The following is a 15,822-nucleotide window of genomic DNA, read 5'->3' on the forward strand; positions in this document are numbered from 1 at the left end:
GGGTGTGACGGCCCCAAGCCATCTGTTTACCTATTTTTTATATTGAATCCTTAAAGGAGTGCGGCACATGTCAAAAGGGCATTCGCTACAAGACCCTTACTTGAATACTTTACGTAAAGAGAAAGTGGGGGTTTCCATCTACCTGGTCAACGGGATCAAACTGCAAGGCACGATCGAGTCTTTCGACCAGTTCGTTATCCTGCTGAAAAACACCGTCAGCCAGATGGTTTACAAACACGCTATCTCTACAGTGGTGCCAGTTCGTCCAATTCGTCTGCCTAGCGCAACCGAATCCGAAGCAGGCGACGCTGAGCCAGGTAACGCCTGATAGGAGTCTCCTTTGTTCTTTGAGCGCCACGGTGGTGGTGAGCGGGCAATTCTCGTTCACTTGGATGGTCAGGACCCTGAGGCGCGCGAAGATCCGCAGGAGTTTCAGGAGTTGGCAATTTCGGCTGGTGCCGAGACCGTCGCGTTTTTTAACGTGCCGCGTCATCGGCCAACCGCCAAAACCCTGATCAGCAGCGGCAAGGTCGAAGAGTTACGCGACCTGGTCAAAGCCGAACAGGTCGATCTGGTGATTTTCAATCACATCCTCACGCCCAGTCAGGAACGTAACCTCGAACGTATTTTCGAGTGTCGCGTGATCGATCGCACGGGTCTGATTCTCGATATCTTCGCCCAACGCGCCCGCACCCATGAAGGCAAGCTCCAGGTCGAACTGGCCCAGCTTGAGTACATGAGTACGCGTCTGGTTCGCGGCTGGACTCACCTTGAGCGGCAGAAGGGCGGTATCGGCCTGCGCGGGCCGGGTGAAACCCAACTGGAAACCGACCGGCGCCTGTTGCGGATTCGTCTGCGTCAGATCAAGGGGCGCCTGGAAAAGGTCCGCAGCCAGCGCGAGCAGTCTCGTCGCGGGCGCAAGCGTGCTGACATTCCGACGGTTTCACTGGTGGGTTATACCAACGCCGGCAAATCGACGCTGTTCAACTCGGTCACCGATTCCGACGTCTTTGCCGCCAACCAGCTGTTCGCGACCCTCGACCCGACCTTGCGCCGACTAGAGCTCGAGGACCTCGGGCCGATCGTGCTGGCCGACACCGTGGGCTTCATTCGTCACCTGCCGCACAAACTGGTCGAGGCATTTCGAGCTACGCTCGAAGAGTCGAGCAACTCCGACCTGCTGCTGCACGTGATCGATGCGCACGAGCCTGATCGTATGGCCCAGATCGAACAGGTCATGGTGGTGCTCGGGGAGATCGGGGCACAAGACTTGCCGATCCTTGAGGTATACAACAAACTCGATTTGCTCGAGGGGGTTGAGCCGCAGATCCAGCGCGATGCCGATGGCAAACCGCAGCGGGTCTGGTTGTCGGCCAAGGACGGTACCGGCCTGGACTTGCTCAAGCAGGCAGTGGCGGAACTGTTGGGCAGCGATTTGTTTGTTGGCACCTTGCGCTTGCCGCAACGTTTTGCTCGACTGCGTGCGCAGTTTTTCGAACTCGGTGCGGTGCAAAAAGAAGAACACGACGAAGAAGGCATCAGCCTGCTGGCCGTTCGCTTGCCACGGATCGAATTGAATCGACTCGTGAGCCGCGAAGGTCTGCAACCGATGGAATTCATCGAGCAACACACTTTGCAATAAAAGCCTGAGAAAGCGGTTGTGCCGCGGTGACAGGCATTCTGTAGCATTGGTCGGCGCGCCGTGGGTGCGTCTTTGCTTTATCAGATGGAGAGCGCTATGGCTTGGAATGAGCCGGGTGGCAACTCGAATAATCAGGATCCTTGGGGTGGCAAGCGCCGCAATAACGGCGACCGCAAGGGACCACCGGATCTCGACGAGGCCTTCCGAAAGCTGCAGGAAAGCCTGAACGGGTTGTTCGGTGGTGGCAAGAAACGCGGTGATGAGGGTGGTGGTCCGGGCAAGAGTGGCGGCTTTGGTGGCCTGCTCGGCATCGGTCTGACCGTGCTCGCAGCCGTGTGGCTGTACAGCGCTGTCTACGTGGTCGACGAGCAGGAGCAGGCCGTGGTGCTGCGCTTCGGTAAATACTATGAAACCGTCGGCCCGGGCCTGAACATCTATTTCCCGCCGATCGATCGCAAGTACCTGGAAAACGTCACGCGTGAGCGTGCCTATACCAAGCAGGGTCAAATGCTGACTGAAGACGAAAACATCGTCGAAGTGCCGCTGACCGTGCAGTACAAGATCAGCAACCTGCAGGACTTCGTGCTGAACGTCGATCAGCCGGAAACCAGCCTGCAGCATGCGACCGACAGTGCCTTGCGCCACGTGGTGGGTTCTACCGCCATGGACCAGGTGCTGACCGAAGGTCGTGAATTGATGGCCAGCGAAATCAAGGAGCGTCTGCAACGTTTCCTCGATACCTATCGCACCGGTATCACCGTCACTCAGGTCAACGTACAGAGCGCTGCTGCACCGCGTGAAGTCCAGGAAGCCTTCGATGACGTGATCCGCGCCCGTGAAGACGAGCAGCGTTCGCGTAACCAGGCTGAAACCTACGCCAACGGCGTCGTGCCGGAAGCCCGTGGTCAGGCCCAGCGCATCCTCGAGGATGCCAACGGTTACCGCGACGAGACCGTCTCCCGCGCCAAGGGTGAAGCTGACCGCTTCACCAAACTGGTGGCCGAGTACCGCAAGGCGCCTGAAGTTACCCGTCAGCGTCTGTACCTGGACACCATGCAGGAAATCTTCAGCAACACCAGCAAGGTTCTCGTGACCGGCAACAAGAATGGCCAGAGCAATCTGCTGTATCTGCCGCTGGACAAGATGGTCGAGGATGGTCGCCGCACCAGCACTCCGGTGACCGGCGCAGCAGCCAGCAGCAATGAAGTGAATGTGCGTGCGGCAGCAGATCTGCAGCAACAGCAGGCACGTACCAGGGAGAGTCGCTGATGAGCAATAAATCGCTGATCGCCCTTATTGTCGGCGTCGTCGTGGCGATCGTTGCCTGGAACTGCTTCTACATCGTGGCTCAGACCGAGCGCGCGGTGTTGCTGCAGTTCGGTCGCGTGGTCCAGGCCGATGTTCAGCCAGGCCTGCATGTGAAAGTGCCTTACGTTAACAAGGTGCGCATATTCGATGCGCGCCTGATGACGCTGGATGCACCGACACAGCGCTTCCTGACGCTGGAAAAGAAAGCCGTGATGGTCGATGCCTACGCCAAGTGGCGCGTGAAAGATGCCGAGCGCTTCTACACCGCGACTTCCGGCCTCAAGCAGATTGCCGACGAGCGTCTGTCCCGTCGTCTGGAGTCGGGCCTGCGTGACCAGTTCGGTAAACGCACCCTGCACGAAGTGGTATCCGGTGAACGTGATGCGCTGATGGCAGACATCACCGCTTCGCTGAACAAGATGGCGGAAAAAGAGCTGGGCATTGAAGTTGTCGATGTCCGGGTCAAGGCCATCGACCTGCCGAAGGAAGTGAACCGCAGCGTGTTCGAGCGTATGAGCACCGAGCGTGAGCGTGAAGCTCGCGAGCATCGCGCCAAGGGTAACGAGCTGGCCGAAGGCATCCGTGCCGACGCCGACCGTCAACGCCGCGTGCTGCTGGCTGAAGCCTATCGTGAATCCGAAGAGGTTCGCGGTGATGGTGATGCCCAGGCTGCTGCGATCTACTCCAAGGCATACGGCCAGGATCAGGAGTTCTACGCGTTCTACCGTAGCCTGCGTGCCTACCGTGAAAGCTTCGCGAACAAATCCGACGTCATGGTCCTGGACCCGAGCAGTGACTTCTTCCGTTACCTGGAAAAAGCCAAGCCTTGATACGACGTTGACCTGAATCATCCCCCCGCCTGGCGGCTAAAGTCTCGGGCGGGGTGATCCTTTGGGAAAACGTGTGTATGATGCGGCAGCCGGGAAATTCCCGGCTTTTTTGCGTCTGCACGTTTGATTGCTGTTTTTATGCAGGCGCCAGAGTTGAATGACTCGACAGGTTTTTCGAGGAAAGTGGTTGGCGAAGCCGGTTCCAGGCTTTTCGCCACGTTGTTCATGCGCGGGGTTTATGCACATGAGCCGATCATTTTCTGCTTCACTCAAGGCTCGCCCAAAGGCTTGCTGCCCGGATCATAGGGGAATGGCGTAATGGCAACGGTAGACCGCTGGCTGCTGCCAGATGGCATCGAAGAAGTACTGCCACCGGAGGCTGCGCGCATCGAAGTTGCGCGTCGCCAGGTGTTGGATCTGTTCCAGAGCTGGGGTTACGAGTTTGTCGTGACTCCCCATATCGAGTACCTGGAATCCCTGCTGACCGGCGCAGGCCAGGACCTCGATCTGCGCACCTTCAAGGTCATCGACCCGCAGTCGGGCCGGCAGATGGGTTTCCGTGCCGACATCACGCCGCAAGTGGCGCGCATCGATGCGCACACCCTGCGTCGCGAAGGCCCGAGCCGTCTGTGCTATGCCGGTAGCGTGCTGCATGCTCAGCCACGTGCGTTGTCGTCCTCTCGCAGCCCGATTCAACTGGGCGCCGAGTTGTACGGCGATGCCAGCCCGAGCAGCGACGTGGAAGTCATCAGCCTGATGCTGGCCATGCTGCAACTGGCCGATGTGCCGGATGTGCACATGGACCTCGGGCATGTCGGCATCTACCGCGGCCTGGCCCGCGCAGCCGGTTTGTCCGGCGAAGTCGAGCAACAGTTGTTCGATGCATTGCAACGTAAAGCCATCGACGAGGTCATTACCTTGACCGAAGGCCTGCCTGCCGATCTGTCGGGCATGCTGCGAGCGCTGGTCGACCTGTGTGGCGGTCGTGAAGTGTTGAGCGCTGCCCGCGAGCGTCTGGCCAATGCGCCGGCGCCTGTTCTGGCGGCCCTGGACGATTTGCTGGCGATTGCCGAGCGTCTGTCCACGCGTTTCCCGGAGTTACCGCTGTACTTCGACCTGGGCGAATTGCGCGGCTACCACTACCACACCGGTGTGGTGTTCGCCGTGTTCGTGCCGGGTGTTGGCCAGTCCATCGCTCAGGGCGGTCGTTACGACGATATCGGTGCCGACTTCGGTCGCGCCCGTCCGGCGACAGGCTTCTCCACCGATTTGAAAACCCTGGTGACCCTGGGGCGTGCTGAGATCGAGCTACCGTCTGGCGGTATCTGGATGCCTGACAGTACGGATGCAGCACTCTGGCAGCAGGTTTGCCAGTTGCGCAGTGAGGGTCAGCGTGTCGTTCAGGCATTGCCTGGGCAGCCTTTGGCCGCCGCCCGTGAAGCGGACTGCGACCGGCAATTGATTCAGCAGAACGGGCTTTGGCAAGTATCGCCACTGGCTTCTTGAGTTTTCCTGCCGGCCGCCGCCGGCACCAAGTTTGCGCGAATGAGGACAAGTGTTATGGGTAAGAATGTCGTAGTCCTGGGCACCCAATGGGGTGATGAGGGCAAAGGCAAGATCGTTGATCTGCTGACCGAACATGCTGCCGCCGTAGTGCGCTACCAAGGTGGCCACAACGCTGGTCACACTCTGGTGATCGACGGCGAAAAAACCGTCTTGCACCTGATCCCGTCTGGCGTGCTGCGCGAAGGCGTGCAGTGCCTGATCGGTAACGGCGTGGTGGTTGCACCCGACGCCCTGCTGCGGGAAATCAACAAGCTGGAAGAGAAAGGCGTACCGGTGCGCGAGCGCCTGCGTATCAGCCCGTCCTGCCCGCTGATCCTGTCCTACCACGTAGCACTGGACCAGGCCCGTGAAAAGGCCCGTGGCGAGCTGAAGATCGGCACCACCGGTCGCGGCATCGGCCCGGCTTACGAAGACAAGGTTGCCCGTCGCGGTCTGCGCATCGGTGATCTGTTCCATCGTGAGCGTTTCGCCGCCAAGCTGGGCGAGTTGCTGGATTACCACAACTTCGTACTGGTCAATTACTACAAAGAGCCAGCGATCGACTTCCAGAAGACACTCGACGAGTGCATGGAATACGCCGAGCTGCTCAAGCCGATGATGCTCGACGTCACCGCAGAGCTGCACAACCTGCGTCGTGCCGGCAAGGACATCATGTTCGAAGGCGCCCAGGGCTCCCTGCTGGACATCGACCACGGCACCTACCCGTACGTCACCAGCTCCAACACCACCGCTGGCGGCATCGCCACTGGTTCGGGTGTTGGTCCGATGTTCCTGGACTACATCCTCGGCATCACCAAGGCTTACACCACGCGCGTCGGCTCCGGTCCGTTCCCGACTGAGCTGTTCGACGACGTTGGTGCGTTCCTGGCCAAGCGTGGCCACGAGTTCGGCGCCACCACTGGCCGTGCCCGTCGTTGCGGCTGGTTCGATGCCGTGATCCTGCGTCGCGCTATCGATGTGAACAGCATCTCGGGCCTGTGCCTGACCAAGCTGGACGTGCTGGACGGCCTGGAAACCATCAACATCTGCGTAGGCTACAAGAACGAAGATGGTGCAGTGATCGACGCACCGACCGACGCCGACAGCTACATCGGCCTGGAGCCGGTGTACGAGCAGATGCCGGGCTGGAGCGAGTCGACCCTGGGTGCCAAGACCCTGGAGGAGCTGCCTCAGGCTGCGCGCAACTACATCAAGCGCATCGAAGAGTTGGTCGGCGCGCCGATCGACATTATTTCGACGGGCCCGGACCGCAACGAAACTATCGTTCTGCGTCACCCGTTCGCTTAATAAGTCGTTGATGTAAAACACAAAGGCCCCTTAATCGGGGCCTTTGTCGTTTATGCCTGTTGGACGGCATGACCTTTGCTGTGAATATTGCCTTCAGAATGCCATCAATTTAATGGCGTTAGAGTAGAGGGATTTCCTGTGTCGGCCGTTCTCTCACTGTTACAAAGCCGTTTGTTGCGGCCCGTGTTCGTTACCCTTGGTATCGCCCTTTTGGTGCAGGTGCTGGTGGCTGTCGCTCTGACCCGGAGCACGGTGACTGCGCTGGAAACCGATCTGGGCGTGCGCTTGGGCTCCGATAGCCAAAAGCTCTCCGGTGAGCTGGAGCAGGCGGGGCGTGAAGTCACGTCGAGCCTGGATAACCTGTCCAGCAATACCCGTCAGCGCCTGACCGCTGGGCTGTCTTCACGTTTGAAAGACGAGCAGGCTCAACTGCGTACGACGCTGGAGAAGGACCTGAAGGACTCGGCCAATGACATGGCGCAACTTCTGGCGTCGGTCGCACCCCGCGCCATGTGGGACAGCGACATTCCCACCCTGTCCGAATTCGCTCGCCGCGCCCAGCGCAATCCCAACGTGTTGTTCGTGGTCTATGACGACGCCACGGGCCAGCACCTGACGCGCTATCTCAACCGGGAGAACGCGATCAACAAGGCGCTTCTGGAGAAAGGCCAGGGCGAGCGGGCGTTGGACAAGGTGCTGGACGCAGCGAAGAGCGATCCGTCGGTCTACTACCTCGAAGCCTCGATCAGTCCCAATGGCGTGGAAATCGGCAAAGTCTTGATGGGGGTCTCAACTGCCTCTGTGGAAACCGATCTGGCGGCGCTGGACAAGCGCTTCTCGGCGCTGATCGCCAGCAGCGATCAATTGGTGGGTGACAGCCTCAAAGGTGCGGCGGCCGACAGCGCAACGGCGATGCGCGGACGTCTGCAATCGGCGCAGTCCACTGCTTCTGAAATGAAAGCCAACACCACGGGCGCTGTACAGGAAGCCGCAGGGGCTTTGCGCTGGCGCATCGGCATGGGCCTGGCGGTGGTGGGTTTCGGTGTGCTGCTGTTACTGGCGGTGGTGCTGGGGCGTCGAGTGGTCAATCGCCTGAAAATGCTCATTGTCGCGATGGATGACTTGGCGGCAGGCGAGGGCGACCTGACCAAGCGCGTGCAGATCAACAGCCAGGACGAGATCGGCGACATGGCCTCGGCGGTCAATCGCTTTGTGGATAAATTACAGCCGATCGTGCGTGAGGCGGGCGATGTGGCCCAGCGTACCGGTGTGGAAATCGGCGCCATGACTTTGCGTAATGCTGGTGCCGATGCGGCGGCTGGCATGCAGCGCGATGAAGTGGCCGAAAGCCTGCGCGCGTTGTCGCAAATGGCTGACGAGGCTCAGTCTGAAAGCCACGCCATGCAGGCCGCTTTGCAGCAGGTGGTGGGCATTCGTCAGGCCACGGATGAGAACACCCGGACTTCGGCGAAGGTCGGTAGTCTCATCGAGGCATTGGCCGGACAGGTCGACACCGGCGCGAAAGTCATCGAGCGCCTGGCGCAACAGAGTGAGCAGATTGAAGTGGTGCTGACGGTGATTCACGGGATCGCCGAACAAACCAACTTGCTGGCACTGAATGCGGCGATTGAAGCGGCGCGTGCCGGCGAGACCGGTCGCGGGTTTGCTGTGGTGGCGGACGAGGTGCGGGCTCTGGCGAGCAAGACCCAGAGCTCCACCGGTGACATTCAGGCGCACATCGTTGCACTGCAGCAGGGCGCGCGTGAGGCCGTCGCGGCAATCGGGCAGGCTGGGCGTCAGGCCAGCGAAGGCCTGCTGGTGTTGCGCGATAGCGCGCGGTTGCAACAGTCGGTGCAGGCGTCGGTCGAGCAGGTGCATGCGGCGATCGGCCTGGCGACCCAGGCCGCGGCGCATCAGGCGCAAGGTGCGCAGGCCGTGCGTGGGCGGGTTGAGACCATCCATGCTCAAGCTGAGAAGGCGGCTCAGGCGGTCGTGGAGACCACGGCCAGCGGCAAGGTGCTGGATGGGTTGGCGGCGCAGTTGAAGGCGAGCCTGGGGCAGTTCAGGGCTTAGGTTTCTCGTTCGCAGGTCTGGTGCCTTCGCGGGCAAGCCTCGCTCCTACAAGGGCTACGTAATCCTTGTAGGAGCGAGGCTTGCCCGCGAAGCTTTTCAACGACTCAAATACATCCGCGTCGTCAGCAGATACACAGGCAACCCCGACACCACAATCAACAACGCCGCATAAGGCGCCGCCGCCGCGAACTCCACATTCGCGGTATGCGCCCAGACTTCCGTCGCCAATGTATTGAGCCCGGTCGGGCTCAGCAGCAGCGTCGCCGTCAGTTCCTTCATCGCATCCAGAAACACCAGCGCAAACGCAGCACCCAGGGCGGGAAAGATGATGGGCAGGGTCACCCGACAAAACGCGCTGAAAGACGACGCCCCCAGCGTGCGTGCGGCCTCTTCCAGCTGCGGCGCCGCCTTGTTCAGCGCGGTGCGAATCGGTGCCTGCGCCAGTGGCAGAAACAACAGCGCATAGGCTATCAGCAACAGCGCCGAGGTCTGGTACAGCACTGGCACATAATGCAGGGCGAAATACACCAGGGTCAGCGCAATCACCAATCCCGGCAGTGCATGCAGCAGATACGGCAAGCGCTCGGCCCAGATTGCCAGTCGGCCTTTATGGCGCACCACCAGCAACCCCACCGGCACCGCCAGCACCAGGCACAGCGCAGCGCCACCGAGCGACAGCGCCAGCGACGAGAGCAATGCCTCGCTGATCGCGGCCACAGGGAACGCTGCCGACGAACCCACCATCAGCCAGTACGCCAGCATTCCCAGTGGAATGCCGCTGCCGATGATCGCCAGCAGCAAGCAGTAAAGTTGTCCCACAGCCGCCCATCGCCCCAGACGAACCTGCTCCGCATGCCGCGCAGCGCCCTGACCGGTGCGTACGTGACGGCCTTTGCCGCGCACGCGTAACTCAAGCCATAGCAGCACCAGGCACAGCGCCAGCAACACCGCAGAAAGCATCGCTGCATTGGCGTTGCTGAATTCCAGTTCGAACTGCTGATAGATCGCCGTGGTAAAGGTTTGCAGGCCGATGATCGACAGCGCGCCGAACTCCACCAGCATGTGCAGCGCAATCAACAGTGAACCGGCCAGCAGTGATGGCCAGAGCAGGGGCAGGGTGATTTTGAAGAATACACCCCAACGATTCTGCCCCAGGGTGCGGGCAGACTCTTCAAGAGAGGGGTCGAGATTGCGCAGCGTTGCCGCGACCGGCAGAAAGATCAGCGGGTACTTGGACAGCGTCATCACCAGAATCGCCCCGCCCAGCCCTTCGAAGTGAGCACTCAGGGAAACCCAGGTGAAGCTGCTGACAAATGCCGGCACCGCGAACGGCAGGCACAGGATCACGCCCCATAACCGCCGTCCCGGCAGATTGCTGCGCTCCAGCAGCCAGGCGAGTGACAAGCCAATCACACCGCAGGCCAATGTGACGCCCAGCATCAGCGCCAGGGTATTGCGCAGCAGGCCAAACACGTAGGGCCGCCACAGCAGATGCAGTGCCTCGGCCCAGCCGGCTTGCCAGGTTTTGAGGCCGACATAGGCCAGCGGCAACAGGCTGAGTACCACCAGCAGCAGAACCGGTAGCAGTAGCCAGATCGACGGCCGCTTGCGCCTTGGCATGTAACCCCCATGCGAAGCGGGGGCGGATAACGAGGCGCTCATCAGTTCAAGCCAACGTCACGTTCCAGGTCCAGGGCTTCTTCGGCGTTGCCGAGATCGGCTGGCGTGACGTTCGGCGCTTGCAGTTCGCTGAACGGCTTGAGACCGCGATCCGATTCCATGCCCTTGTGCAGTGGGTATTCAGCGGTGGTCTGGGTGATCACGCGCTGACCTTCTTCGCTGGCCATGTAGGCGAGCAATTGCTGGGCTTCTTTTGGATGTTTGCTGGATTTCAGTACGCCAGCGCTGGAAACGGTGATCAGTCCGCCGACGTCGCCACCGGTGAAGTAATGCAGTTTCGAATCGAGTTGGCCTTTTTCACGCTGCAAGGCGAACCAGTAATAGTTGTTCACCAGCACGGTGGCGACTTCGCCATTTTCCACGGCTTTCAGTGCAACCATGTTGTTGCTGTAGGTTTTGCCGAACGCACGCAGGCCGGTCAGCCATTCTTCGGCGGCGTCCATCCCGTGGACCTTGATAATCGCCACGGCCTGTTCCTGGAAGGCGCCGCTGCTAGGCACGAAGCCGACCTTGCCTTGCCATTTTGGATCGGAGAATTCCATCACGGACTTGGGCAGGTCTTTTTCGTCGATCAGTTTAGGGTTGAAGGCGACGACCCGGACCCGCGCGGTGATGCCGATCCAGGTGCCGTTGCCGGCAACGTAGTCCTTGGGCAGAACTTCAAGTGTGGCGGCATCGGCTTTCGCCAGCAGGCCTTGTTCGCCGAGCTTGTTCAGCGGTGGCGATTCTTCGGTGTAGATCACATCGGCGGGGGAGCGATCGCCTTCTTCGACGATCTGGCTGGCGAGTTGGTTGCTGCTGCCCTTGCGCACATTGACGTGAATCCCGGTCTTGGCTTCGAAGGCTTTGGCGACGGCGTCGCCGACTTCCTTGTGTTGACCGTTATAGAGTGTCAGGGAAACCGGATCGGCGGCTTGGGTGAGGGGCATGGCGAGTGTCAGGCCGAGGAGGGTGATGGTCAGGCCGCGGCGCAGGGTATTTCGAAGCATCATTCGCAGGGTTCCTCACTGTCGCATTGCAAAAACTTGAAACAATGATAAACGATATTGCTTCTCAAGTGCGCCTTGCAGGGCGGGTGAGGGTTTTGCTAGAGGGGCTGGTGCAGATCTTTGTGGCGAGGGAGCTTGCTCCCGTTCGGCTGCGGAGCAGTCGCAAAACCGGGCAATAAGGATTGACTGAAAGAATGAGGGGGCTGTTTCGCAGCCCAGCGGGAGCAAGCTCCCTCGCCACAAAGGGCGGCTATGGCTTCAAAGGCCAGAAATGCAAAAACCCGCTTTCGCGGGTTTTTGTGAAACTCAAGATCGTGACCTTGAATTTGAATTGGTGCCCAGAAGAAGACTCGAACTTCCACGACCTTGCGGTCACCAGCACCTGAAGCTGGCGTGTCTACCAATTTCACCATCTGGGCATGATCTTCAGCGTTGCCGCTGTTGATGTGGCGCACTATACGGAGAGCATTTTGATCTGTAAACCCCTGATTTAATTTTAATAATTCAGAAGCCTGAAATGCAAAAACCCGCTTTCGCGGGTTTTTGTGTGAGCCTTGAAATTGATCTAATCTCAAGCTCGAAATTGGTGCCCAGAAGAAGACTCGAACTTCCACGACCTTGCGGTCACCAGCACCTGAAGCTGGCGTGTCTACCAATTTCACCATCTGGGCAGTATCGGCAGCGCTAGTGCGTCGTCGATGGCGCGCACTATACGGAGCGTCTTTTTAACTGTAAACCCCCGTCATCAAAAAAACCTGGAAAATTTTACCGGCGGCATTCAAATCAGCTTCGCGGTGTCGATAAAGGGCTTTAGATGGGCTGTCATAGCCTGAAATTTCCCGTTTCATTACGCCTATGCCAAACTAACCCGCATATAGACAAGGTGAAAACTCTCTAATGGCCGATTGGCAGTCCCTCGATCCCGAGGCCGCTCGTGAAGCGGAAAAATATGAAAACCCTATTCCTAGCCGCGAACTGATCCTTCAGCACCTTGCTGATCGAGGTTCGCCTGCTAACCGCGAGCAGCTGGTCGAAGAGTTTGGTCTGACCACAGAAGACCAGATCGAAGCCCTGCGCCGCCGCCTGCGCGCCATGGAGCGCGACGCTCAACTCATCTACACCCGTCGCGGCACTTATGCGCCGGTGGACAAGCTCGACCTGATCCTGGGCCGCATCAGCGGTCACCGTGACGGTTTCGGCTTCCTGGTCCCGGACGACGGCAGTGACGACCTGTTCATGAGCCCGGCGCAAATGCGCCTGGTGTTCGATGGCGACCGTGCCCTGGCACGTGTTTCCGGCCTCGACCGTCGCGGTCGCCGCGAAGGCATGATTGTCGAAGTGGTGTCCCGTGCCCACGAGAGCATCGTCGGTCGTTACTTCGAGGAGGGCGGTATCGGTTTCGTCGTCGCAGACAATCCGAAGATCCAGCAAGAAGTGCTGGTGACGCCAGGTCGCAATGCCAACGCGCAGATCGGTCAGTTCGTTGAAGTGAAGATCACTCACTGGCCGACGCCACGCTTCCAGCCGCAAGGCGACGTGGTCGAGGTGGTGGGCAACTACATGGCGCCGGGCATGGAAATCGATGTCGCCCTGCGCACCTACGATATTCCGCACGTCTGGCCTGAAGCGGTCTTGAAAGAAGCCGCCAAGCTCAAGCCTGAAGTCGAAGAGAAAGACAAAGAGAAGCGCATCGACCTGCGTCATCTGCCGTTCGTGACCATCGACGGCGAAGATGCGCGCGACTTCGATGACGCGGTCTACTGCGAAGCCAAACCGGGCAAGCTGCGCCTGTTCTCCGGTGGCTGGAAGTTGTACGTGGCGATTGCCGACGTTTCCAGCTACGTGAAAATCGGTTCGGCGCTGGATAACGAATCCCAGGTTCGCGGCAACTCGGTGTACTTCCCCGAGCGCGTGGTGCCGATGCTGCCTGAGCAGTTGTCCAACGGCCTGTGCTCGCTGAACCCGCACGTCGATCGCCTAGCCATGGTTTGCGAGATGACCATCTCCAAATCCGGCGAAATGACCGACTACTGCTTCTACGAAGCGGTGATTCACTCCCATGCCCGCCTGACCTACAACAAGGTCAGCGCCATGCTGGAAACGCCGAAAGCCACCGAAGCGCGTCAGCTTCGTGGTGAATACACCGACGTCCTGCCGCACCTCAAGCAGCTATATGCGCTGTACAAGGTTCTGCTGGCGGCTCGTCACGTGCGCGGCGCGATCGATTTCGAAACCCAGGAAACCCGGATCATCTTCGGTTCCGAGCGCAAGATTGCCGAAATCCGTCCGACCGTTCGCAACGATGCTCACAAGCTGATTGAGGAATGCATGCTGGCGGCCAACGTGGCCACCGCCGAATTCCTGAAAAAGCACGAAATCCCTGCGTTGTATCGCGTCCACGACGGCCCGCCGCCGGAGCGTCTGGAAAAACTGCGCGCCTTCCTCGGCGAGCTCGGCCTGTCCCTGCACAAAGGCAAGGACGGTCCGTCGCCGAAGGATTACCAGGCTTTGCTCGCGGGCATCAAGGATCGTCCGGATTTCCACCTGATCCAGACCGTCATGCTGCGTTCGTTGAGCCAAGCGGTGTACAGCGCCGATAACCAGGGCCACTTCGGCCTGAATTACGAAGCCTACACCCACTTCACTTCGCCTATTCGCCGCTACCCGGACTTGCTCACGCACCGGGCGATTCGCAGCGTCATCCATTCGAAAATGGACACCCCGCACGTTCGCCGTGCCGGTGCGATGACCATTCCGAAAGCGCGGATCTATCCGTACGACGAAGCGACCCTGGAGCAGCTCGGCGAGCAGTGCTCGATGAGCGAGCGCCGTGCCGACGAAGCCACTCGCGACGTAGTGAACTGGCTCAAGTGCGAGTTCATGAAAGACCGCGTGGGCGAATCGTTCCCGGGGGTGATCACTGCCGTGACCGGTTTCGGCCTGTTCGTCGAACTGACCGATATTTACGTCGAAGGCCTGGTGCACGTCACCGCGCTGCCGGGTGACTACTACCACTTCGATCCTGTGCACCATCGCCTCGCCGGTGAGCGTACCGGTCGTAGCTTCCGCTTGGGCGACACCGTTGAAGTGCGCGTCATGCGCGTCGACCTCGACGAGCGCAAGATCGACTTCGAGATGGCCGAAAAAACCATCAGCGCACCGATCGGTCGCAAAAAGCGCGGCACTGAAACTGCAGCACCTGCTATCAAAACAGCTGCCGAGCCAGTACTGGCCAAGGCCGGGCGTCGTCCGGCCAAGGAAAAGGCCGTCGAGGCCTATCGTCCGAGCGATGCGGCGGCAAAAAATGCCGAGTTGCGCAAAAGTCGTGAAATGAAACAGGCATTGCTGTCTGAAGCGAAAAGCGGCGGTAAAGCGGCGTCTGGGGGAAAGACCGGGCGGTCGGCGCCTGACAAGGCCTCCGGCGGCAAGCCAGCCAAACCGAGCAAACACCGTAAAGGCCCGCCAAAAGCGGGTTCCGCTCCAGCCGCCAGAAGCGGCGGGGCGCGTAAACCTAAGGCCAAGTCATGAGTCAGTTGGAAAAGATCTACGGCGTGCACGCAGTAGAAGCGTTGCTGCGTCACCACCCAAAACGCGTCAAGCAGATCTGGCTGGCTGAAGGCCGCAGCGATCCGCGCGTTCAGACGCTGATCGAACTCGCTGCCGAAAATCGCGTGGCCGTCGGTCAGGCAGAGCGTCGCGAGCTGGACGCCTGGGTTGAAGGCGTGCACCAGGGCGTGGTGGCGGACGTCAGCCCGAGCCAGGTCTGGGGCGAGGCCATGCTCGACGAGCTGCTCGATCGCACCGAAGGCGCGCCTTTGCTGCTGGTGCTCGACGGCGTGACCGATCCGCACAACCTCGGCGCTTGCCTGCGTTCGGCCGATGCGGCCGGCGCGCTGGCGGTGATCGTGCCGAAGGACAAATCAGCCACGCTGACCCCGACGGTTCGAAAAGTTGCTTGTGGCGCGGCGGAAGTGATTCCGTTGGTCGCCGTGACCAACCTGGCGCGCACCCTGGAAAAACTCAAGCAGCGCGGCTTGTGGGTCGTCGGTACGGCGGGCGAGGCTGAACAGGATCTGTATCAGCAGGACCTGACGGGGCCGACCATCCTGATCATGGGGGCCGAAGGTAGCGGCATGCGCCGCCTGACTCGCGACCTTTGCGACTATTTGGTACGCCTGCCGATGGCTGGCAGCGTCAGCAGCCTCAACGTGTCCGTCGCCACCGGCGTCTGCCTGTTCGAAGCGCTGCGCCAGCGTGGCGTCAAAGCCGCCGGGACCGCCAAAAAGTCCTGACACTCCTCTGCAGGAGTCGCCGCAGGCGGCTCCTGCAAGTGTTCGGCTTTCCAGTCGAAGTGATTGTTCAAATAATCACCAATTGCCTTGCACCTCCCTCGACCCTTCTCTACAATTGCGCCCCTTGCTGTGACGGCAGGCACGCATGTGTCTAT

At 60.1% G+C, this 15,822-nt stretch carries 11 protein-coding genes and 2 tRNA genes; 9 read left to right on the forward strand and 4 right to left on the reverse strand.

The window, feature by feature from the left end; all coding sequences use genetic code 11:
- The first annotated feature begins 67 nt into the window (after positions 1 to 67).
- The 7 genes from hfq to PGR6_RS02520 all read left to right on the forward strand — a co-directional run bounded on the left by hfq (position 68) and on the right by PGR6_RS02520 (position 8,706).
- Positions 68 to 328 (forward strand): RNA chaperone Hfq, encoded by a 261-nt coding sequence (gene hfq, locus PGR6_RS02490; RefSeq protein ID WP_007902656.1) that lies wholly within the window; start codon positions 68 to 70, stop codon positions 326 to 328.
- Positions 329 to 340: 12 nt separating this feature from the next.
- On the forward strand, positions 341 to 1,642 hold the full coding sequence (gene hflX, locus PGR6_RS02495; protein ID WP_007939591.1) for a ribosome rescue GTPase HflX: 1,302 nt from the start codon (positions 341 to 343) through the stop codon (positions 1,640 to 1,642).
- A gap of 96 nt (positions 1,643 to 1,738) precedes the next feature.
- On the forward strand, positions 1,739 to 2,911 hold the full coding sequence (gene hflK / locus PGR6_RS02500) for an FtsH protease activity modulator HflK (RefSeq protein WP_018928501.1): 1,173 nt from the start codon (positions 1,739 to 1,741) through the stop codon (positions 2,909 to 2,911).
- A complete protein-coding gene (gene hflC, locus PGR6_RS02505; RefSeq protein WP_007939589.1) occupies positions 2,911 to 3,780 on the forward strand; it encodes a protease modulator HflC in 870 nt (289 codons plus the stop codon). Before hflK ends, hflC begins: the two co-directional genes overlap by 1 nt.
- 318 nt (positions 3,781 to 4,098) lie before the next feature.
- Complete coding sequence (locus PGR6_RS02510; RefSeq protein WP_007939588.1) at positions 4,099 to 5,286, forward strand: ATP phosphoribosyltransferase regulatory subunit; 1,188 nt, start codon at positions 4,099 to 4,101, stop codon at positions 5,284 to 5,286.
- A gap of 54 nt (positions 5,287 to 5,340) precedes the next feature.
- Positions 5,341 to 6,633, forward strand: a complete 1,293-nt coding sequence (locus PGR6_RS02515; protein WP_018928499.1) for an adenylosuccinate synthase — start codon at positions 5,341 to 5,343, stop codon at positions 6,631 to 6,633.
- Positions 6,634 to 6,771: 138 nt separating this feature from the next.
- Positions 6,772 to 8,706, forward strand: a complete 1,935-nt coding sequence (locus tag PGR6_RS02520; protein ID WP_064616021.1) for a methyl-accepting chemotaxis protein — start codon at positions 6,772 to 6,774, stop codon at positions 8,704 to 8,706.
- Between the two features lie 96 nt (positions 8,707 to 8,802).
- Here the strand turns inward: PGR6_RS02520 and PGR6_RS02525 are convergent, their stop codons facing one another.
- The 4 genes from PGR6_RS02525 to PGR6_RS02540 form a co-directional block, all read right to left on the reverse strand.
- On the reverse strand, positions 8,803 to 10,368 hold the full coding sequence (locus PGR6_RS02525; protein WP_018928497.1) for an ABC transporter permease: 1,566 nt from the start codon (positions 10,366 to 10,368) through the stop codon (positions 8,803 to 8,805).
- Entirely contained in the window at positions 10,368 to 11,378 is a 1,011-nt protein-coding gene (locus PGR6_RS02530; RefSeq protein WP_064616022.1) for an extracellular solute-binding protein, read from the reverse strand. Before PGR6_RS02530 ends, PGR6_RS02525 begins: the two co-directional genes overlap by 1 nt.
- 329 nt (positions 11,379 to 11,707) lie before the next feature.
- Positions 11,708 to 11,794: transfer RNA gene (locus tag PGR6_RS02535), tRNA-Leu, on the reverse strand.
- A gap of 165 nt (positions 11,795 to 11,959) precedes the next feature.
- Positions 11,960 to 12,046 (reverse strand) — tRNA-Leu (locus PGR6_RS02540).
- Positions 12,047 to 12,272: 226 nt separating this feature from the next.
- Here PGR6_RS02540 and rnr point away from each other — a divergent pair.
- Together rnr and rlmB are read left to right on the forward strand one after the other, a co-directional pair.
- The gene (gene rnr / locus PGR6_RS02545; protein WP_018928495.1) at positions 12,273 to 14,903 is read left to right on the forward strand and encodes a ribonuclease R; all 2,631 of its coding nucleotides are present in this window, start codon (positions 12,273 to 12,275) and stop codon (positions 14,901 to 14,903) included.
- The gene (gene rlmB / locus PGR6_RS02550) at positions 14,900 to 15,667 is read left to right on the forward strand and encodes a 23S rRNA (guanosine(2251)-2'-O)-methyltransferase RlmB (protein ID WP_018928494.1); all 768 of its coding nucleotides are present in this window, start codon (positions 14,900 to 14,902) and stop codon (positions 15,665 to 15,667) included. Before rnr ends, rlmB begins: the two co-directional genes overlap by 4 nt.
- Positions 15,668 to 15,822: the final 155 nt, after the last annotated feature.

This window comes from Pseudomonas sp. GR 6-02 (assembly GCF_001655615.1).
In the GTDB taxonomy this organism is placed as follows: domain Bacteria; phylum Pseudomonadota; class Gammaproteobacteria; order Pseudomonadales; family Pseudomonadaceae; genus Aquipseudomonas.

Excerpts from the sequence above, each read along its gene's own strand:
- PGR6_RS02530 (WP_064616022.1), bottom strand. The coding sequence starts at position 11,378 with ATGATGCTTCGAAATACCCTGCGCCGCGGCCTGACCATCACCCTCCTC.
- hflC (WP_007939589.1), top strand. The coding sequence starts at position 2,911 with ATGAGCAATAAATCGCTGATCGCCCTTATTGTCGGCGTCGTCGTGGCG.
- PGR6_RS02525 (WP_018928497.1), bottom strand. The coding sequence starts at position 10,368 with ATGAGCGCCTCGTTATCCGCCCCCGCTTCGCATGGGGGTTACATGCCA.
- PGR6_RS02515 (WP_018928499.1), top strand. The coding sequence starts at position 5,341 with ATGGGTAAGAATGTCGTAGTCCTGGGCACCCAATGGGGTGATGAGGGC.
- hfq (WP_007902656.1), top strand. The coding sequence starts at position 68 with ATGTCAAAAGGGCATTCGCTACAAGACCCTTACTTGAATACTTTACGT.
- hflK (WP_018928501.1), top strand. The coding sequence starts at position 1,739 with ATGGCTTGGAATGAGCCGGGTGGCAACTCGAATAATCAGGATCCTTGG.
- rnr (WP_018928495.1), top strand. The coding sequence starts at position 12,273 with ATGGCCGATTGGCAGTCCCTCGATCCCGAGGCCGCTCGTGAAGCGGAA.
- rlmB (WP_018928494.1), top strand. The coding sequence starts at position 14,900 with ATGAGTCAGTTGGAAAAGATCTACGGCGTGCACGCAGTAGAAGCGTTG.
- PGR6_RS02510 (WP_007939588.1), top strand. The coding sequence starts at position 4,099 with ATGGCAACGGTAGACCGCTGGCTGCTGCCAGATGGCATCGAAGAAGTA.